The sequence below is a fragment of the Lacinutrix sp. genome, assembly GCF_037625555.1.
Lineage (GTDB): Bacteria > Bacteroidota > Bacteroidia > Flavobacteriales > Flavobacteriaceae > Lacinutrix.
In genome coordinates, this window is record NZ_JASJHV010000105.1 from 1 (window position 1) to 21022 (window position 21022).

Sequence of the window (21022 nt, forward strand, 5' to 3'; positions counted from 1 at the left end):
CTTCGTAAACAGTAATACCGTAAGTTTCTTTCAAGTACTCTTCCATAGCTGGTAAATCGTACTCAATATCTTCGTCTCCATGTTTACGTTTAACGAAACTTGGAATGTATTCCATTGGTCCTGGACGATAAAGCGCATTCATGGCTATTAAATCGTCGAAAACCGTAGGTTTTAAATCTTTTAAATGCTTTTGCATTCCTAGAGATTCATATTGGAATACTCCAACGGTTTCTCCTCTTTGGAAAAGCTCATAAGTCTTTTCATCATCTAAAGGAAAAGTATCTGGATCTAGTAAAATATCGTGTTTTGCCTTTACAATTTTTACAGTATCCTTAATTAAAGTCAACGTTTTTAATCCTAAGAAATCCATTTTTAATAATCCTGCATCTTCTACGACAGAGTTATCAAATTGTGTGACATACAAATCGGAATCTTTTGCCAAAGCCACTGGAACGAACTTAGTAATGTCATCTGGTGTGATAATTACACCACACGCATGAATTCCTGTATTTCTAACAGAACCCTCAAGCGATCTTGCAATGTTTACGGTTTCTGCTTGGAGATCTTCACCTTCAGAAATATTTAAAAGTTCGTTAATTTTTTCTAAATCTTCAGCTCTAAATTTACTTCCTAATTCTTTCTCAGATAAACCAAAAATCTTATTCAATTTAGACATTGTTGGAATTAGCTTCGCAATGCGATCTGCATCAAATAAAGGTAAATCTAAAACACGTGCTGTATCTCTAATCGATGACTTTGCAGCCATAGTACCATAGGTAATAATCTGCGCTACTTGGTTGCTTCCGTATTTATCGATAACGTAATCCATAACACGACTCCTGCCTTCGTCGTCAAAATCGATATCGATATCTGGCATACTTACACGATCTGGATTTAAGAAACGCTCGAAAAGTAAGTTGTACAATAACGGATCGATATTGGTAATCCAAAGACAGTAAGCAACCACAGAACCAGCTGCAGAACCACGTCCTGGACCAACTGATACATCCATGTTTCTGGCTTCGCGAATAAAATCTTCTACAATTAAAAAGTAACCTGGATAACCTGTATTCTCGATAACACTAAGCTCGAAATCAAGTCGCTCGACAACCTCATCAGACAATTCTTCTCCATAACGTTTCTTTGCGCCAACATACGTTAAGTGTCGTAAAAAAGCGTTTTCTCCACGCTTACCACCATCGACTGCATCTTCTTTACTTACAAATTCTTCAGGAATATCGAAAGCTGGTAATAAAACATCACGAGCCAATTGAAAACCTTCAATCTTATCGACAACTTCTTGAACATTACTAATAGCATCTGGCACATCTTTAAAGATGTTTTTCATAGCTTCAGCAGACTTAAAATAGTATTCTTGATTTGGTAAACCATAGCGATAACCTCGACCACGACCAATTGGAGTCGCCTGTTTTTCGCCATCTTTTACACACAATAAAATATCGTGCGCATTAGCGTCCTCCTGTTTTGCGTAATAAGTATTATTTGTAGCTACCAGTTTTACATTATGCTTTTTAGCAAGATTGATTAGCGTTGGATTTACGCGATCTTCATCTTCTTGATTGTGACGCATAATCTCCACATACAAATCATCTTTAAACGTTTCTTTCCACCAAAGCAAAGCTTCTTCTGCTTGTTTTTCACCTACATTTAAAACCTTGCTTGGTACTTCACCATATAAATTACCTGTTAAACAAATTAAGTCTTCCTTGTACTGCTCTATAAGTTTTTTATCGATTCTAGGTAAATAATAAAACCCATTTACAAAGGCATGAGATGATAATTTTGAGAGATTATGATACCCATTTTTATTCTTAGCGATTAGTACTATTTGGTAACCGTTGTCTTTTCGAGTTTTATCTAAATGGTCTTCGCAAACAAAAAATTCGCAACCGATAATTGGTTTAATCTCCTTTACATCTGTTTCAGTTCCGTTTTCTTCAGCCTCAGCTATCTTAACTTTTACAGACTTATTATGCTTGTTTGCAGCGTTTACAAAATGAAACGCTCCCATCATATTAGCATGATCGGTTAATGCAACTGCTGACATATTATTTTGCGCTGCTACAGCAACTATATCTGCAACACTCATTGTGGATTGTAATACTGAAAACTGAGAATGGTTATGTAAATGCACAAAATCTACAGACTCTAAATCTGCTATATTTTCTTTTATTTCTTCGGAAGAAATATCGACCGCTTGCGCTTTTTGTAGTCTTGCATTAATCTTTGCGCTTTCGCTCTTTAGATTAATATGTTTTAACCCAATTAATTTTATAGGTTGCGGATTCGCTTCCGAAAAATTCTTGAAATAATCTGGTTGAACATCAAGTTGTTCTTGTGTATATTGTTGTCTTCTTATTAATTCTAAAAAACAACGTGTTGTAGCCTCTACATCTGCTGTTGCGTTGTGTGCTTCTCCAAATGGCTGATTAAATAAATATTGGTGTAGTTCTGTTAATGTTGGTAGTTTAAACTTACCATATCTTCCGCCTGGAAGCTCACATAAACTCGCAGTGTGTTCTGTACAGGTGTCTAGAACTGGTAACTCTTGTAACTGGTTTTCAATATTTCCTCTGACAAATTCGGCTCCCATAATATTGAGATCGAATTTTACATTTTGTCCAACTACAAATTTGGTTTTACTTAGTGTAATATTGAATTTCTCTAAAACTATAGATAATTCTTCACCTTGCTCTTGCGCTAATTCTGTAGAAATACCATGAATTTTCTCTGCATCGTAAGGAATATTAAATCCTTCTGGTTTTACTAGATAATCTTCACTCTCTATTAAATTACCCATTGCATCATGCAATTGCCAAGCAATTTGTATGCATCTTGGCCAATTATCTGTATCTGTAATTGGTGCATCCCAGCGTTTTGGTAAGCCTGTAGTTTCAGTATCGAAGATTAAATACATGTATTGTTTTTATAGAAATGTGAAGCTGTTTGTTCTTGTAAACAGAGTTTATAAAATTACAAAAAAATAAAGCCTTTTTACAACGAAAGTTATAAACAGTTGTAAACACAGAAAGCCAGCTTTTTATAGCTGACTTTCTTGGCAGTTTTTATTATTTAATATTTATTAGGAAACTAATTCAAGTTTTGCTTTCTCAGTGTTAATTGCACCTTGAATTGCATTTCTATGTTTGGAAATTAGACCATCTATTGTTGGTGGTAAATTTTTTTCAGTAATCAATTCGTTATATTCTTCGAGACTGGCTTCTTCTCCTCGAATGGCTTCTTCTAAAATAGCATCTTCATTATTTGATTTGAAAGTCGATTTTAAATTCATCCAATTTCTATGCATAGCACCTTTAAAAGATCCTGAATCTTCAGGAATTTGTCCATATTGCAGAATTTCTGTTCTAAGCTCTTTGGCAAATTAGCTTCGCTCTGTGGCTCTTCGTTTAAAAAACATTTTTAGGTCTTTACTTTCTAGGTTTTTGTAGGCATCAATATAACCGTTCTCGGCATCATAATTTTTTACTAACAATTCATTTAATTTGTTTGAAATTTCTTCTGTGTACTTCATAATATCTTTTATCATTTTAAATTTCAATACCTTTTTTTATGATGCGTTTTGTTTCACATCAACATTCTTAATATAATAGAAATGAGAGGTGATGTCAAGTGATTTAACAGGTTTTATGAGTATTTACAGCTAGTTTAAGAGTTTTTAACAAAAAAAATGCAACCACAAAAAGTGGTTGCATTTTAAAATATCTATAAACGTTTTGTTTATGTTGCATCTAAATAATCTGGCGCAGAATCTCCATCTGTATTATCTGCATCATCTGGATTACCATCTCCATTAGGATCTGGATTTTCGTTTATTGTTAGTATGCCATCATTATCATCATCGTCATCTAAATAATCTGGAAGTGTGTCTCCATCGAAGTTTTGAGCATCATTCGGGATTCCATCTGTATTTGGATCTGGATTTTCAAAAATTGTTAATATACTATCTCCATCATCATCATTATCTAAATAATTTGGAACACCATCCCCATCTGTGTCTATCGCATCTGCAGGATCGCCATCGAAATTTACATCTGGACTTTCAAAAATTGTTAATATACCATCTCCATCATCATCTGCATCTAAGTAATCTTGTATACCATCTCCATCTGTATCTCCTGTTTCGTTGATGGTTAATATCCCATCTCCATCATCGTCTTCATCTAAATAGTCTGGAATACCATCTCCATCTGTATCAATAGGATTTCCGTTTACATCAAAAACTAGTTCTGTTGCGGTAGTTATAAGGTCATCATCATCATCATCATCCAAATAATCTGGATTCAAATCTCCATCTGTATCGTCGTTTGTATAATCTCCATCATTATTTAAGTCCTCAAAAACATTTGCAACTCCATCTCCATCATCATCGTTACAATCTAAACTATCAATTATAGCTTGAATAGTACCATCTGTATCTCCACAAAATTGTATTTGCAATGTTAAATACTGTGCGTAATTACTACACATTTCTATATAGTTCGCCATATTAGCAGCTACGTAAGCATCTAATCCAACTTGTGAATTATCTATTGCTTGATCGCATGTAATTTGGCAATTATTAGCATTTAACTCATCTAAAATTTCTTGAATCTCACCATTTGGATCACCACACAAATCCATTTGCACCTGCATTGCAGCTGTATAACTATTACAAGCAAGCTCGTATGCTACTGCATCAAGCGTACTAACATTATTGAAATTAACTAACGCTGCTGCGGTTGCCTCTTGAGCATCTACACAGGTAAAGTAAGTTAATGTATCTCCCGTAGTAAAAGGTATATTGTAGAAAAAGCCTTGGTTAATATTGGTTGATGACAATCCAGAACCATTAAATGCAGTAAAATGAAATTTTCCTGAAATAAGTCCTGTTTCTATATTTGCCTCTCGAATATTAATTTCACCGTCTCCAGTGTAAATTTGAATACTCTGGTCTGGAACATTATTAGTAGACCAAATCATATTATTTATATCTGTAATCGTAGCAAATGAATAATTGGTATTAGTGTAAACATCATAACAACTACCTTCCTGTGCAACAAACACACTATTATCATTATTACTGCAAACAAAACTATCCTGCGGAAAAGCAGTAAGAGTTATAGTTTCTAGACCATCTGTTCCAGTAACTGTAATTACTCCATTAGCATCTACAGTTGCAAAGTAACTACTAGCTTCCCATAAGTTACCATCTTTATTAGCTTGGAACGAAGGAGTGTTGAACTCCAGCTCTTCTCCACAACTAAAAAAAGCAAAGCTTGCAAGAATTAAAACGATAATTTTTTTCATAGTTTTTATATTTCAAGACTCAAAAATAAAATAAAAAATTACAATGAGAGAGATTTAATATAAAAACTTGGTATTTAAATAAATATTGTATATTTGCGGACTTATTAATAATCGAGGTCGAGAACCTCACAAATTAATTTTTATGCCTGTAAAAATAAGATTACAAAGACACGGTAAGAAAGGAAAACCTTATTACTGGATCGTAGCAGCAGATGCTCGCGCGACAAGAGATGGTAAATATCTAGAAAAATTAGGTGCTTACAATCCAAACACTAATCCTGCAACAATCGAATTAGATGTTGATGGAGCAGTACAATGGCTTCAGAATGGTGCACAACCAACTGATACTGCCAAAGCATTATTGTCTTACAAAGGAGCTTTATTGAAAAATCACCTTGCTGGTGGTGTTCGTAAAGGTGCTTTAACTGAAGAGCAAGCTGAGAAGAAATTCGCTACTTGGTTAGAAGAAAAAGCTGGTAAGGTAGATGCTAAAAAAGATGGTTTATCTAAAGCGGAAGCTGATGTAAAAGCCAAAGCATTTGAAGCTGAAAAAGCTGCAAATGAAGCAAGAATCGCAGCAGCTGCTCCAGTTGTTGAAGAGGAAGTTGCAGAAGAAGCTCCGGCTGAAGATGCAAAAGCTACAAACGAAGAAGAATAGAAAATTAATTTTTTATACTTTTAAACTCCGATAAATTTTTATCGGAGTTTTTTTTGTAAAAAATCTATTAAGCAACCTAAATAATAAAACTAATCTCATTCTCTATGAATAAAGATGAATGCTTCTTTCTTGGCAAAATTGTAAAAAAATACAGCTTTAAAGGTGAGTTACTTATAAAACTAGATACAGATGAGCCTAATCTGTATGAAAACCTTGATGCTATTTTTATAGACTTGCGCGGAAATTTTATTCCTTTTTTTATTGAACGCTCTCAATTACACAAAAGTGAATTACTACGTGTAAAATTTGAAGATGTGGATACAGAAGCTGATGCTGACGCATTAATTAAATGTGAATGTTATTTACCATTAACATTTTTACCAGAACTGGAAGATGATAAGTTTTACTTTCATGAGATAATTGGTTTTAAAGTAGTAGATGAAAATTTTGGTGCTGTAGGCATTATTAAAGGTGTAAATGATTCTACTTCTCAATCACTTTTTGAGATTGACAGAGAAGGAATTGAGATTTTAATACCTATGAACGATGAATTTATCTCCAAAGTTGATAAAGAAAATAAAACTATACATGTAGTAACACCAGAAGGACTTATTGACTTATACCTAGAAGATGAATAAGCCTTTTAAATTTAAACAATTCACTGTTAACCAAAACCAGTGCGCCATGAAAATTGGTACAGATAGTGTTTTACTTGGAGCATGGGCAACTATGGATAAAGCACCATTTGCAATTTTAGACATTGGAGCTGGAACTGGAATTTTATCTCTTATGCTAGCGCAAAGATGTGATGCTGAAGTTATTGATGCCATAGAAATTGACGACTTAGCATACGAGCAATGTGTCGATAATTTTGAAACCACTACTTGGAGTGATAGACTATTTTGCTACCATGCAGATTTAGCTGAATTTACAGAAGAAGTAGACGATAAATACGACCTAATAATTTGCAATCCTCCTTTTTATAGCGAAGATTATAAATCCGAAAATATACAACGTGACTTAGCACGTTTTCAAGACGCAATGCCTTTTAACCATTTGTTAGATAGTGTTTCTAAATTATTAATAGAAGATGGCACATTCTGCACCATAATCCCTTTTAAAGAGGAAGACAACTTTTTAAATTTAGCAACAACAGTAAACTTAAAAGCTAATAAAATTACTCACATTCGCGGCAATATAAACTCAGATATTAAACGCTCTTTAATAGAGTTGTCTTTCAGTGAAAGTGAAATAAAAACAAACGAACTAGTAATTGAAAACGCAAGACATGATTATACAGAAGCATACATAAAACTTACTCAAGATTTTTATTTTAAAATGTGATAATTAAATTGCCAACTGCAAACGTTTTCGTTATTTTTGTTAAGCGAAAATTAAAAATAAAATTATGAAGCCAGATTTATTCGAAGCTCCAGATTATTATAATCTAGACGAACTTTTCACAGAAGAACATAAATTAGTACGTGATGCTGCTAGAGAATGGGTAAAGCGTGATGTCTCACCAATTATCGAAGAAGCTGCACAAAAAGCAGAATTTCCAAAATCTATTATTAGTGGTTTAGCAGAAATTGGTGCTTTTGGACCATATATTCCAGAAGAATATGGTGGTGCAGGTTTAGACCAAATTTCTTATGGTTTAATTATGCAAGAAATAGAACGTGGAGATAGTGGTGTACGTAGTACAGCCTCTGTACAATCGTCTTTAGTTATGTATCCTATATGGAAATATGGAAACGAAGCACAAAGAAAAAAATATTTACCTAAACTAGCTAGCGGAGAATGGATTGGTAGCTTTGGTTTAACTGAGCCTGATCATGGATCTAATCCAGCAGGAATGGTAACCAATTTTAAAGATATGGGTGACCATTACCTTTTAAATGGAGCAAAAATGTGGATATCTAATTCACCGTTTTGTAACGTAGCTGTTGTTTGGGCAAAAAATGAAGAAGGAAGAATTCATGGTTTGGTAGTAGAACGTTGCATGGAAGGTTTTTCTACGCCAGAGACACATAATAAGTGGTCACTTCGCGCGAGTGCAACTGGTGAACTTATTTTTGACAATGTAAAAGTACCCAAAGAAAATTTATTACCTAACAAGTCTGGATTAGGAGCACCATTAGGTTGCCTTGATTCTGCGCGTTTTGGTATTGCTTGGGGAGCAATAGGTGCTGCTATGGACTGTTATGACACTGCTTTACGTTACAGTAAAGAACGTATTCAATTTGGAAAACCAATTGGACAGTTTCAATTACAACAAAAAAAGTTAGCCGAAATGATTACAGAAATAACCAAAGCTCAATTATTAGCATGGAGACTTGGTGTTATGCGTGAAAATGGAACTGCAACCTCAGCACAAATTTCTATGGCTAAACGTAATAATGTCGATATGGCTTTAACTATTGCTCGTGATGCTAGGCAAATGCTAGGTGGTATGGGAATTAGTGGAGAATATTCTATTATGAGACATATGATGAATTTAGAAAGTGTTGTTACTTACGAAGGAACACACGATATTCATTTATTAATTACAGGTCTAGATGTTACTGGATTAAACGCCTTTAAATAATTCACTAAAAGACATTTGGCAACTTATTTAAATAAAATATTATTCTTTTTAATATTTTGCTGAAGCACTAAATAATATAAAATACACATCTATTTGATGTGTATTTTTTTTACACTATTTTTACTTTCATGTTTTCAGCTAAAAAGAGATTAGATCGCGCATACAAAGAGGCAAAAATTGTTGATTTCGATAATGAGAGTAAAATTATACTTTTTAGTGATTGTCATCGTGGAGACAATAGTTTTGCTGATGATTTTGCGAATAATAGGAATATCTATTTTCATGCCTTAAAACATTATTATTCTGAAGGTTTTAGCTATTGCGAACTTGGTGATGGTGATGAATTGTGGGAAAACCTCTCTTTCGATTCTATTTTAAATGCACATAAAAATGTGTACATGCTTATGAAATTATTTCATAAAGATAATAGACTGCACATGATTTGGGGAAACCATGACATGGTCTACAAAAATCCAGAATATGTTAAAAAAAATTTAGCAACTTATTTTGATGCTAAAACTGGTGAAAATGTAGAACTCTTTAAGGATATTATATACCATGAAGGGATTGTTTTAAAACATTGCAGTACAGATCAAGAGATATTTTTAACTCATGGGCATCAAGCAGATTGGTGGAATTATATTTTTTGGAAATGTAGTCGTTTTATGGTTAGAGTACTTTGGAAACCATTAAATGTTATGGGAATTGCAGATCCTACAAGTCCTGCAAAAAACTATAAGGAGCTTATTAAAGTAGAGCGAAGAACAAAAAAATGGATTACAGAAAATAACAACCTAATAACTGTTGTTGGGCATACCCATAGACCTCGTTTTCCTGAACCTGGAGATATTGCTTTTTTTAACGATGGAAGCTGTGTGCACCCAAGGAGTATTACTGGTATTGAAATTGAAAATGGAGAAATTTCACTTATAAAATGGCAAATTTCTCCAAGCGATGATGGGAATTTAAAGATTGTAAGAGTGCTTTTGGAAGGACCTATTGAATTAAAAAGCTATAAAACAAGTTAAAAAACTAATACAACCTTTTGCTTATATAGACTGCTTTAGGCATATTTAACCTAACTGCTTTTAATTTTTCAACAACTGTAGATTTTTCTAGGTAAGTTTTACTTTGCCCAAGAATTGCATTTGTATTTGTGTTCCTTAAAAAAAACACCAACTACCACAACTTAACTGACTAATTTCGAAAACAGTAGCTTTAATACTATTCCTTCTAATTGCAATTATTAAATTAAAGCACAAATTTTTAGACGCACAAGCTATGCTTGTAAACTCTAAAGCATCTGTACTATTATACAAAACTCTATAATCAGATGATTTAAAAGATATAATTTCTAGTGAAGCCATAATATATGTTTATGGCTTACTTACGAAAATAAGAAGATACTGGTTTTAAAAAAAGCGAGCACAGAATAAAAACTGATGCTATATTAAATGAATTGAAAGTTTAACTCTCGGGAGCCAACTCGACTTCCAAGCCTTCCATTTCTAATGTCATTTGTATTTGGCAACCTAAACGCGAATTATCTTTAACATTAAAAGCCTCAAAGAGCATTGCCTCTTCATCATCTTGCATTTCTGGCAAAACCGTATCACTATTAACATAACATTGACATGAAGCACACATAGCCATGCCTCCACAAATACCAATAGTACCTTCCGGAGCTAACTCGTAAGAACGAACGACTTCCATTAAGTTCATAGCCATATCTGTTGGTGCTAACACTTCGTGAGTAACACCATCCCTATCTGTTATTTTTATGTTTATATCTTGTTCCAAATACTTACAATTATTGTTTTATGCTTAAGTTTAAGCAAATTTAATGCCTAATTATTCTATTTTCTTAATTACTGCCTTAGGCGCTTCTTTTCTTGTACCATCAAATCCATCAATTCCAGAGACTGTTGTATATTTTAGAACATATCGTTTTCCTGGATTAATTATTTTATAAGCAGATTGACACATTAACGTAGCCTCATGAAATCCGCATAAAATCAATTTTAGCTTCCCAGGATAAGAGTTAACATCTCCAATAGCATAAATACCAGGAATATTTGTTTGATAATCTAGGCTGTTATTTACTTTAATTGCATTTTTCTCTATCTCTAATCCCCAATTAGCAATTGGTCCTAGTTTTGGAGATAAACCATAGAGAGGAATAAAATGATCGCATTCTAATTCGAATTTTTTTTCTATTTTATCTGCCTGTTTAACAACGACTCCTGAGACTTTATCATGGCCTAAAATTCCAATAACTTCGGCTGGAGTGACTAAGTTTATTTTGCCTTGGTTTTTTAATTCTTGAACTTTCTCTACAGAATCTAAATGGCCTCTAAACTCCGTTCGTCTGTGAATTAATGTCACTTCTGAAGCTATATCACTTAAAAAAATACTCCAATCTAATGCTGAGTCTCCTCCACCAGCAATTACAACTTTTTTATTTCTATAAATTTCAGGATCTTTAATTATGTACTCTATACCTTTATCTTCAAAATCTGTTATATTATGAATTAAAGGTTTTCGTGGTTCAAAACTACCTAAACCACCAGCAATTGCTACAACTGGCGCTTGATGTTTTGTGCCTTTATTTGTGGTTACAATAAAACTTCCATCTTCTTGTTTCTCTATGGTTTCTGCACGTTCTCCCAAAGTAAAACCTGGCTCAAACTGTTTGCATTGCTCAAGTAGTTTATGAGTTAAATCTCCTGCTAGAATCTCGGGATAAGCAGGAATATCATAAATAGGCTTTTTAGGATAAATTTCTGAGCATTGACCACCAGCTTGTGGCAAAGCATCTATTAAATGGCACTTCAATTTTAGTAAACCAGCTTCGAAAACGGTAAATAAGCCAGTTGGTCCAGCACCAATAATTAGGATATCTGTTTTAATCATCTGTATTAGGTTTCAAAAGACAAAGTTATTACTTATATAATAAAATTATTGTGACAAAAGTTACACTTAAGCCTCAATATTAATAACTTGTTCTATTTGTGGAGCATATTTTTTTATGGTCATTTCTACACCAGATTTTAGTGTCATTTGGTTTACACTACAACCAACACAAGCACCTTCTAGTTGTACTTTTACCAACTTATTATCTTCAATTGAAAGTAATGAAATGTCTCCTCCATCACTTTGTAAAAACGGACGAATCTCGTCTAGCGCTTTCTCCACATTAAGTCTTAGTTCTTCTGTTGTCATTTATTATTTTTTAACTGCTGAACATCCAGCCATTGTAGTAATTTTTATTGCTTCGGTTTCAGGCAAATTTTCATTTCTATTAACTACCTCTTGCACTACATTTTGGGTAATAGTTTGAAATGCTTTCTCTAGTATTGTATCGGTTTGTAAAGCTGCTGGTCTTCCAATATCTCCAGCTTCACGAATGCTTTGCACTAGAGGTATTTCTCCTAAAAGCGGCACTTTTAAATCTTCTGCTAAATGCTTAGCGCCTTCTTTTCCAAAGATATAATATTTATTATCTGGCAATTCTTCTGGTGTAAAGTATGCCATGTTTTCAATAATTCCTAAAACTGGTACGTTGATACTATCTTGTTGAAACATCGCTACACCTTTTTTGGCGTCTGCTAATGCAACATTTTGAGGTGTACTTACTACAACTGCTCCAGTAATAGGGAGTGATTGCATAATACTTAAATGTATATCTCCTGTTCCTGGAGGCAAATCTAACAACAAGAAGTCTAATTCTCCCCAAGCAGCATCAAAAATCATTTGATTTAATGCTTTTGCTGCCATTGGTCCACGCCAAACAACTGCTTGATCTGGTTTAGTAAAAAATCCTATTGAAAGTATTTTTACACCATAATTTTCTACAGGCTTCATTTTAGATTTACCGTCTACTGTTACAGACAATGGTTTTTCCATTTCAACATCGAACATAATAGGCATAGATGGTCCGTAAATATCTGCGTCTAAAATACCAACTTTAAATCCCATTTTAGCTAACGTTACGGCTAAATTAGCAGTAACTGTAGATTTACCTACTCCTCCTTTTCCAGAGGCTATAGCTACAATATTTTGAATACCAGGAATAGATTTTCCTTTAATTTCGTTTGCTGTTGGCTTAACTGGTGCATCTACCGTTATATTAATCTTTACTTGTGCTTTTTGGTAAACCTGCTCATGGATAGCTTTAAGTATTTCTACTTCGGTTTTGTTACGCGCTTGTAAAGTTGGGTTTTTAATGGTTATATCTACAATTACATCGTCTGCAAATGTAACTACGTTTTTAACAGCACCACTTTCTACCATATTTTGTCCTTCTCCTGGAACTGTTATAGTTTTTAGGGCATTAAGTATGTCTTGTTTTGTAATTTTCATAAGTTATTTAGAATAAAATATTAGAATAAAGAGAATAGCTTTTTGTTCTCTATAACTCACTCCTTAAATTATGTTTTAATTCAGAATGATTCTAAAGTACAAATATACTATATAAAGGCAGAAGATTAAAGCGCTTGGTTTGAAGTTTTTTATGAAAGAATAAGTAAAATCAATTATTCTGAGTTCTTAAAATCCATAGTGATTTTAAAGCAATTTTTTTGATGGGTCCCAATACACTTGTTCTAGGTTTTGAATCTGATTTTCTACTACAACAATTCCTTCACTCTCTAAAAGTTGCTGCATTAAATTTGTGCCCTCAAAATGATGTTTTCCAGTTAGTAAGCCTTTTCTATTTACAACTCTATGAGCTGGCACATCTTTATTATGAGAACCATTCATTGCATAACCTACCATTCTTGCACTTCCTGGTGCTCCAAGATAATTTCCAATGGCACCATAACTTGTTACTCTTCCATAAGGAATTAGTTTTGCTACACTATAAACTTTCTCAAAAAAATTGAGTGTTTCTGGCTTCATTTGGCTTTAAATTAAATATGAGATTTATTTGTCAGCACTATTTAATAATATTAATTAAAGTTATAATGGAAATCACACAAGTTATAATTCCTATAGTGACATTCATTCCTCTTGGTGATTTAATTTTTTTACTATTTATTTTTTCAAAAAAGAAAACATAAATATATAGCATAACAAAAGTTCCAGTTGCAGCTCCTGCGACGTAAGATGTAATACCAACTAGATCTAATTTAATCCATTTAAAAGTTACAAAAGTAATAGCAATATAGGCTTGATAAGGAATTGGAAAAACATTTAAAGCAGATAGAAGTAGTCCTTGAAAAAAACGGCTTTTTTTACTCTTTACATTAGACTCGACATCTGGTTTGTCTGTTTTTTTTGCAATTAATAAAAAGTAAACAGTAATTAAAACAAATAACACAAATGCCACACGTTGTAAAATATCTACAACTTCTGGGTGGTTACTTAAATATTTAGCGAAAACTAAAGCTATTAAAGTTTGAAAAATCACTATTAAACAAACACCAATAGAGAATATTAAACCTCTTGAATGCCCATCTTTAATACTAATTTTGGCAGCCGTCATGTTTAATAAACCTGGTGGTATTACGCCTACCAAGGCAACTAATAATGCAATTCCAAATGTAAGTGTTATCTCCAAATTAATTTCTAGATTACTTAATTTTAAACCTAATATACGTAATTGGTTTGTTTTGTTCTAAATAGATGCTTTCGTAGTGGGTTTGAATACTCGTTACTTCTTCTGGACTTCCTTCTTGTTTGTATACATTATGATTAGCATATAATACCTCATGTCCTTCTCCATGTAATAGCCCTAAAGTATAGCCATGCATGAACTCACTATCTGTTTTAAGATTCATTACACCTTCTGGATTTAACACTTTTTTGTAGCGTTTTAAAAATTTAGAATTTGTCATTCTATGCTTAGTACGCTTGTATTTAATTTGAGGGTCTGGAAAAGTAATCCAGATTTCATCAACTTCATTTTCAGCAAAAACATGATCTATAAGTTCTATTTGAGTTCTTATAAATGCAACATTTGGTATGCTTTCTTCAACACCTGTTTTTGCGCCTCTCCAAAAACGTGCACCTTTGATATCGATACCAATAAAATTTTTGTTTAGGTATTTTTTTGCCAGATTAACGGAATATTCTCCTTTTCCACAACCCAATTCTAAAACTAACGGATTATTATTTTTAAAATGATTAGCATTCCAGTGTCCTTTCATTTTGTATTCTGCATCTACTAACTCCTCGCGTTTAGGCTGAAAAACGTTTGCAAACGTTTCGTTTTCGTTAAATCTTTTTAGTTTATTCTTACTTCCCACTGCTTTATTTAATTTTTGGTAAAATTAAGGAAATATACGAGAGTGTAATAATTTGATCAATGATTTTCTTTGTTATCGATATTATGAAGAAAAAAAATACTCGTAGTACCTTTAAATTGGGGAATTGAACATGCAACCAGATGTATTCCTATTCTTAAATGGCTTATAGATCGTGATTTTGAACCTATTATTGCAACAGATGGAGAAGCTTTACTATTACTTAAAAAGGAATTTCCAGCATTAAAATTTTTAGAGCTGAAAAAAAAGTATAAAAAACATTATTAAAGACTATGCTATTGATGGGATAATATCTGACTGCAGATTTGGTGTTTATAACAAAAAAAAATCCTTCTGTAATTATAACACATCAACTTAATGTTTTAAGTGGGAACACAAGTTTTATGAGCTCTCTTTTAAATAATTTTCAGCTTAAAAATTTTGACGAAATTTGGGTTCCAGACTTTAAAAACGAATCTAACTTAAGCGGTAAGCTTGGACACTTACCAAAAAAAAGCAAGTTTAAAATTAGATATTTAGGGCCTTTAAGTAAGCTTAATAAAACTAAATCGGAAAAAAAACACGACATCATGGTTTTACTTTCTGGACCAGAACCTCAACGTAGTATAATAGAAACTATACTTTTTAAAGAGTTAGATACTTTCTCTGGGAGTATTCTTTTTGTAAAAAGAAAAATTGAAAGCAAGCAAACAAAAATTTCTAAAAATAAGTTTACTATATATAATTACATGACTACTCATGAACTTGAAAAAGCCATTAATAATAGTAGTATAATTATCTCTCGTTCTGGATACACAACAGTAATGGATTTGGCAAAGCTAGAAAAAACTGCTTTTTTTATACCAACTCCAGGCCAATTTGAACAAGAATATTTAGCTAAACGTTTAAGTGATTTAAAATTAGCGCCATTTTGCAATCAAGACGAGTTTAATATTAATGAACTTGAAAAAATAGAAAATTTTAAAGGATTAAACATGGAATATAAAACACCTGATTTAGAAGTTTTATTTCACCTTTTCTAAAGTGAAAGAAAATTCACTACCTACACCATATTCACTTTCAATATATATGTTTTCGTCGTGCGCTTCTATAATATGTTTAACAATCGCTAAACCTAAACCAGAACCTCCTTCTTTCCTTGAACCACTTTTGTCTACTCTATAAAAACGTTCGAAAAGTCTTGGTATATTTTCTTTTTCTATGCCTTCTCCATTATCTGTAATACGAATAATAGCCTTATTTTTTGTTAGGTTTTCAACACTTATTTCTGTGGTGCCTTTTTCTCTTCCATATTTAATAGAGTTTACAAGTAAATTAGTTAAAACTTGCTGTATTTTTTGCTTGTCGGCACTAACTAAAATTGGTTTTAAATATTCTCTATCAAAAGTTAATGTAATCTTCTTTTTAGCGGCTTTCATTTCTAATAAATCAAAAACACTTTTTACTAATTCTATAATATTAAATGTTTGTTTTTCTATTCTAACATCTCCAACTTCTAACTTTGTAATCATATCTAAATCTTTTACAATATAAATTAGTCTTTCGACTCCTTTATTTGCGCGATCTAAATACTTTTCTCTAATTTTTTCATTATCTGCAGCTCCATCAATTAAAGTCTCTAAATAGCCTTGAACTGTAAATAGTGGTGTTTTTAATTCATGAGAAACATTCCCTAGAAAATCTTTTCTGTACTCTTCTCTTACTTTTAAAGTTTCTATTTCTATTTTTTTATCTCTAGCAAATTTGTCAATCTCTTGAATTAAAGTTGCCATGTCTGTGGTAATTCTTTTTTTTCTATAAGAAGTAGATTCTAAAAGTTTTAAATCATCATAAATTTGCTTAACTCTTTTGTAAATGAAATGTTGTACTCGATATTGAACAGCAGCAAAAGATAAAGCATAACAAAAAATAGCAAAATATAAAATTTGTAAAATTATAACTGTGTGAAATAAATATAAAAAAACACTTATAACGAGTGTTAATAACACAGTGAGTAATAGTGCTGTTTTAAGCGCAAATTTATAATTTTTTATTAAACCCATATTTTATTCTACAAACTTATAACCAACTCCTTTTACTGTTTTAAAAGAGTTATCGCCTAGTTTTTCTCTTAGCTTTCTTATGTGTACATCTATTGTTCTTCCTCCTACAATAACTTCGTTTCCCCAAACTTTATCTAAAATATCTTCTCTTTTAAATACTTTCCCAGATTTAGAGGCTAATAAGTATAATAATTCGAATTCTTTTCTAGGTAAAATAACCTCTTTTCCTTTAACGGTTATTTTATATTCTTCCCTATTAATTTCTATATCACCAATTTTAATAATAGGAATACTAGAGTCTTCGGTTTTTAGACGTCTTAGTAATGCTTTCACTTTACTAACCAAGACTTTTGGTTTAATTGGTTTAGTGATATAATCGTCTGCTCCAGCATCAAAACCTGCAACTTGAGAATAATCTTCTCCTCTAGCTGTAAGAAAAGTAATAATAGTGTTTTTTAATTCTGGCACTTTTCTTATTTGCTCGCAGGCCTCAATACCATCCATTTCTGGCATCATTACATCTAAAACGATAAGTTGAGGCTTTTCTAACTTAGCTTTTGCCACACCTTTTACGCCATTTTTAGCTGTAATAACTTGATAACCTTCTTGCGATAAATTATAACTTACAATTTCTAAAATATCTGGCTCATCATCTACAAGAAGTATTTTAATATCTTTTTTATTCATTACAAAATTATGTTTCTAGATAGTAAAGATAAAACTAAATAGATAACCTTAAATAAATTTAAAAATAATAACATTAAGTTAATATTAAAACCCTAAATACTAACTATTCAGGATATAAAAGGATATTATTGTTGATAATGTTATTTAATAGTTAAATATTAGTTTCATAGATCATATATTTTTAGAATTACGATTAAATATTCTTATATTAGCAGTCTAAATTTTAAAACAAAAAATTATGAAGAAAATTTACTTTTTATTTACATTATTAATAGCGACTGCATCTTTTGCACAGTCTCCAATAATTACAGCTATTGTTGATGGTGACTGTAGTGGTGGAAACCCTAAACTTTTAGAAATATATGCTGATGGTGTTGTAGACTTTAATTTATACTCTTTACAAAACCAAACAAATAGTAATACTGCTTGGGGAAGCACTCAAGATTTATCTATTTTTGGTACGGTTACTAACGCTTTTGTTTATGTTACAACTAGTGGAAGTACTGCTGCAATTGCATCAGAATTTCCTTCAATTGGTAGTAGTAGTCTTGTACTAGTTTCTGGAACTGTAAATTTAAATGGTGACGATAGAATTAGAATTATAGAAACTGCAACAACTACAGTCATTGATCAATATGGTGTAGATTCTATTGATGGTACTGGAGAAACTTGGGAATATGCAGATTCTTACGCTAAGCGTTTAAATGGCACTGGTCCAGATGCAGGATTTACAGAAGCAAATTGGTCTATACCAGGAGTTGGAACAATAAATACATTAGGAACTTGCCAAGGAGGAGCAGAAACTTTTGAAACTTTATTAGGAGGTATTGGAACTTATTCAGCAACAGCTTCTACAACACCATCTATTACAATTTCAGGAAGCACAGCTAGTATGGATTATTTTGAAGCTAACGGTCCTTCTTCTGAAGAAAGCTTTAATATTTCAGGTTTAAATTTAACACAAGACGTTACTGTTACTGCTCCAACAAGTTTTGAAGTGTCAACTGTTACTGGAGGTCCTTTTGGTCCAACTGCTACATTGGCTCAAACTGCTGGTTCAGCTTCGGGTACAATTTATGTAAGATTAGCTGCAGGATTAACAGTGAACACATACACTGGTGATGCTGCAGCTTCTTCTATGGGAGCAACAGATACAACTACACCACTTACAGGAACGGTTAGTCCTTCAACTCCTCAATTTAGTGTTTTCTCTCCATCTAATATCGCATTAAATTACGCTTTAAGTGCAGGACCATCTAATGAAGAATCTATTTCTGTTGAAGGTTTATTTTTAACAAATGACATAACTGTAACTGCTCCTGCAAATTTTGAAGTGTCTTTAACTTCTGGTGGAACGTTTACAACATCTGTAACCGTTTCTCAAGTTAGTGGTACAGTAGCTAACACAGATGTATTTGTAAGATTAACATCTGGATTAGCAGTTGGACTATACATTGGAGATATTACAGTAGCTTCTGCACCAGCTGGAAGTTTATCTGTAGCCTTAAACGGTAATGTATTTGGAGCTGCTACTAATACTTTAGTATTAGTAGGTGCTTATGACGGTCCTTTATCTGGAGGTGTTCCTAAAGGTATTGAACTTGTGGCTTTAGCAGATATTCCAGATTTAAGTGTTTTTGGAATTAGCTCAATAACAAATGGTGCTGGTTCTTCTGCTGGAATTGTAGAATATAATTTTCCTGCAGATGCTGTAAGCGCTGGAGACCGCATATTTTTAGCAACAGAATCTACAGGATTTACTACTTTCTTTGGTTTTGCACCTACTTACACTGACAATGTTGTTGGAATTAATGGTGATGATGCTATAGAACTTTATGAAGGTGCTACAATAATTGACACTTTTGGAGATGTTAATATAGATGGTACTTCACAAGCTTGGGATTATGTAGATGGTTGGGCTTACAGAGTAAGTAATACAGGACCTGATGGAACATTCGTAATCGGAAACTGGACTTTTAGTGGTGCAGATGCTTTTGATGGACAAAGTGATAATGCAACAGCTGTAACTCCTTACCCAATTGATGTTTATACTAATGATGTATTGTCTACTGAAGATTTTACAACTACAAATTTCTCAATCTATCCAAATCCTACAAATACTGGATTTGTAAACATTACTACTACTTCTAACGAAACAATTAATGTAACTGTTTTCGATATTTTAGGAAAGCAAGTAATATCTCAAACTATAAATAACAATCGTTTAAATGTTTCTAATTTAAATACTGGAGTTTACATTTTAAAATTAAACCAAAATGGAGCAACTACTACTAAGAAATTAGTAATTAAATAAGCTTTATAATTATACTTTTTAAAAGAGCGTTGCTTTTGGTAACGCTCTTTTTGTTTACTTTTGTTTTCATGTTCTCGATACAAAAATTGTAAGGCAATTTTCACTCGAACTGACAAATAAAAATGATAGACCAAAACCAAATCTTTAATATTGAAACAGAAGCCGAATTTAACGATTTAGCTTTACAAATTTTTAGATTTCAATTTGAAAACAATCCTATTTATCGTTCTTTTTGTGATTTATTATATAAAAACCCTAGTGATATAAATGTTGTTGAAGACATTCCGTTTTTGCCTATTCAGTTTTTTAAATCCCATCAAGTTATAAGTTCTTCCGAAGCTATAAAAAAAACATTTTCAAGTAGTGGAACAACAGGAAGCATTACCAGTAAACACCACATAACAGAACTTTCTATTTACCAGAATAGCTTTAAAAAATGCTTTAGTGCTTTCTATGGAAATATAAGAGATTATGTAGTTCTGGCTTTACTTCCAAGTTATTTAGAACGTAAAGGTTCGTCTCTTATTTATATGGTAGATAGTTTGATTAAGGATTCTAAGCATCCAGAAAGCGGGTTTTACTTAGATAATCTTTCTGCTTTAAGCGAAACTTTAAATCATTTAGATGCAAAAGGTAAAAAAGTATTACTAATAGGAGTTTCTTTTGCTTTATTAGATTTAGTTGAAACACAATCCTTTAACCTCAACAATACCATTATAATGGAAACTGGAGGTATGAAAGGCAGGCGTAAAGAATTAATTAGAGAAGAACTACACGCTGTTTTAAAATCTGGCTTTGGAGTTAATGTTATACATAGCGAATATGGTATGACAGAGTTATTAAGCCAAGCCTATTCTAAAGGTAATGGCGTTTTTAATTTACCCAATTGGATGCGAATATTAACACGCGATACTGAAGATGCTTTATCATTAACAAAAAAAGGTAAAACAGGAGGTATTAATGTTATCGATTTGGCAAATATTAATTCTTGTTCATTTATTGCTACTCAGGATTTAGGTAAAGTAAATATTGATGGCTCTTTCGAAATTATTGGGCGCTTTGATACTAGCGATATTAGAGGTTGTAACCTTATGGTATTATAAAATAAAAAAGTATTACAGTAATTATTGTATACCTATA

20 protein-coding genes and 1 pseudogene are annotated in these 21022 nt (G+C 32.3%); 8 read left to right on the plus strand and 13 right to left on the minus strand.

The genetic code is table 11. From position 1 onward, the window contains the following. From dnaE to QNK89_RS08675, 3 genes and pseudogenes are all read right to left on the minus strand, one after another. Positions 1 to 2938, minus strand: a 2938-nt coding sequence (gene dnaE / locus QNK89_RS08665; RefSeq protein ID WP_340170615.1) for a DNA polymerase III subunit alpha, incomplete at its 3' end; no start/stop codon positions are given. 165 nt (positions 2939 to 3103) lie between these two features. After that, positions 3104 to 3568: pseudogene (locus QNK89_RS08670) on the minus strand (PA2169 family four-helix-bundle protein). 191 nt (positions 3569 to 3759) lie between these two features. After that, the gene (locus QNK89_RS08675; protein WP_340170616.1) at positions 3760 to 5328 is read right to left on the minus strand and encodes a DUF6252 family protein; all 1569 of its coding nucleotides are present in this window, start codon (positions 5326 to 5328) and stop codon (positions 3760 to 3762) included. A gap of 142 nt (positions 5329 to 5470) precedes the next feature. Here QNK89_RS08675 and QNK89_RS08680 point away from each other — a divergent pair, with 142 nt between their 5' ends. The 5 genes from QNK89_RS08680 to QNK89_RS08700 all read left to right on the plus strand — a co-directional run bounded on the left by QNK89_RS08680 (position 5471) and on the right by QNK89_RS08700 (position 9601). Continuing rightward, the gene (locus tag QNK89_RS08680) at positions 5471 to 5986 is read left to right on the plus strand and encodes a 30S ribosomal protein S16 (protein WP_340170617.1); all 516 of its coding nucleotides are present in this window, start codon (positions 5471 to 5473) and stop codon (positions 5984 to 5986) included. 104 nt (positions 5987 to 6090) lie between these two features. Then, on the plus strand, positions 6091 to 6624 hold the full coding sequence (gene rimM / locus QNK89_RS08685; RefSeq protein ID WP_340170618.1) for a ribosome maturation factor RimM: 534 nt from the start codon (positions 6091 to 6093) through the stop codon (positions 6622 to 6624). Beyond that, positions 6617 to 7330 (plus strand): methyltransferase, encoded by a 714-nt coding sequence (locus QNK89_RS08690; protein WP_340170619.1) that lies wholly within the window; start codon positions 6617 to 6619, stop codon positions 7328 to 7330. Before rimM ends, QNK89_RS08690 begins: the two co-directional genes overlap by 8 nt. A 64-nt stretch (positions 7331 to 7394) precedes the next feature. Continuing rightward, positions 7395 to 8573 (plus strand): acyl-CoA dehydrogenase family protein, encoded by a 1179-nt coding sequence (locus tag QNK89_RS08695; protein WP_340170620.1) that lies wholly within the window; start codon positions 7395 to 7397, stop codon positions 8571 to 8573. Between the two features lie 128 nt (positions 8574 to 8701). Beyond that, positions 8702 to 9601, plus strand: a complete 900-nt coding sequence (locus QNK89_RS08700; RefSeq protein ID WP_340170621.1) for a serine/threonine protein phosphatase — start codon at positions 8702 to 8704, stop codon at positions 9599 to 9601. A gap of 135 nt (positions 9602 to 9736) precedes the next feature. Here QNK89_RS08700 and QNK89_RS08705 read toward each other — a convergent pair whose 3' ends face one another. From QNK89_RS08705 to trmB, 8 genes are all read right to left on the minus strand, one after another. Continuing rightward, a complete protein-coding gene (locus tag QNK89_RS08705) occupies positions 9737 to 9940 on the minus strand; it encodes a hypothetical protein (RefSeq protein WP_340170622.1) in 204 nt (67 codons plus the stop codon). Positions 9941 to 10040: 100 nt separating this feature from the next. Further along, positions 10041 to 10373 (minus strand): ferredoxin, encoded by a 333-nt coding sequence (locus tag QNK89_RS08710; protein ID WP_340170624.1) that lies wholly within the window; start codon positions 10371 to 10373, stop codon positions 10041 to 10043. 51 nt (positions 10374 to 10424) lie between these two features. Next, complete coding sequence (locus QNK89_RS08715) at positions 10425 to 11486, minus strand: NAD(P)/FAD-dependent oxidoreductase (protein WP_340170625.1); 1062 nt, start codon at positions 11484 to 11486, stop codon at positions 10425 to 10427. A 66-nt stretch (positions 11487 to 11552) separates the two neighbouring features. Then, positions 11553 to 11795: a NifU family protein gene (locus QNK89_RS08720; RefSeq protein ID WP_340170627.1), complete on the minus strand. Its 243-nt coding sequence runs from the start codon at positions 11793 to 11795 to the stop codon at positions 11553 to 11555. 3 nt (positions 11796 to 11798) lie between these two features. After that, a complete protein-coding gene (locus QNK89_RS08725; protein WP_340170628.1) occupies positions 11799 to 12935 on the minus strand; it encodes an Mrp/NBP35 family ATP-binding protein in 1137 nt (378 codons plus the stop codon). A 204-nt stretch (positions 12936 to 13139) separates the two neighbouring features. Beyond that, positions 13140 to 13472, minus strand: a complete 333-nt coding sequence (locus QNK89_RS08730; RefSeq protein ID WP_340170629.1) for an MGMT family protein — start codon at positions 13470 to 13472, stop codon at positions 13140 to 13142. A gap of 37 nt (positions 13473 to 13509) precedes the next feature. Next, the gene (locus QNK89_RS08735; protein WP_340170630.1) at positions 13510 to 14133 is read right to left on the minus strand and encodes a LysE family transporter; all 624 of its coding nucleotides are present in this window, start codon (positions 14131 to 14133) and stop codon (positions 13510 to 13512) included. 13 nt (positions 14134 to 14146) lie between these two features. Continuing rightward, positions 14147 to 14821, minus strand: a complete 675-nt coding sequence (gene trmB, locus QNK89_RS08740) for a tRNA (guanosine(46)-N7)-methyltransferase TrmB (protein ID WP_340170631.1) — start codon at positions 14819 to 14821, stop codon at positions 14147 to 14149. Between the two features lie 401 nt (positions 14822 to 15222). Between trmB and QNK89_RS08745 the strand changes: the two genes are divergently transcribed. After that, positions 15223 to 15861, plus strand: a complete 639-nt coding sequence (locus QNK89_RS08745) for a glycosyltransferase (protein WP_340170632.1) — start codon at positions 15223 to 15225, stop codon at positions 15859 to 15861. Here QNK89_RS08745 and QNK89_RS08750 read toward each other — a convergent pair. Together QNK89_RS08750 and QNK89_RS08755 are read right to left on the minus strand one after the other, a co-directional pair. Then, positions 15844 to 16881: an ATP-binding protein gene (locus QNK89_RS08750; RefSeq protein WP_340170633.1), complete on the minus strand. Its 1038-nt coding sequence runs from the start codon at positions 16879 to 16881 to the stop codon at positions 15844 to 15846. The two genes, QNK89_RS08745 and QNK89_RS08750, sit on opposite strands and share 18 nt — an antisense overlap. A 3-nt stretch (positions 16882 to 16884) precedes the next feature. Beyond that, positions 16885 to 17568, minus strand: coding sequence for a response regulator transcription factor (locus QNK89_RS08755; RefSeq protein WP_340170634.1), 684 nt, complete (start codon positions 17566 to 17568; stop codon positions 16885 to 16887). Positions 17569 to 17806: 238 nt separating this feature from the next. Here QNK89_RS08755 and QNK89_RS08760 point away from each other — a divergent pair, with 238 nt between their 5' ends. Beyond that, positions 17807 to 19882: a T9SS type A sorting domain-containing protein gene (locus tag QNK89_RS08760; RefSeq protein ID WP_340170635.1), complete on the plus strand. Its 2076-nt coding sequence runs from the start codon at positions 17807 to 17809 to the stop codon at positions 19880 to 19882. 122 nt (positions 19883 to 20004) lie between these two features. Continuing rightward, positions 20005 to 20985, plus strand: a complete 981-nt coding sequence (locus tag QNK89_RS08765; RefSeq protein WP_340170636.1) for an acyl transferase — start codon at positions 20005 to 20007, stop codon at positions 20983 to 20985. The last annotated feature ends 37 nt before the right edge of the window (positions 20986 to 21022 follow it).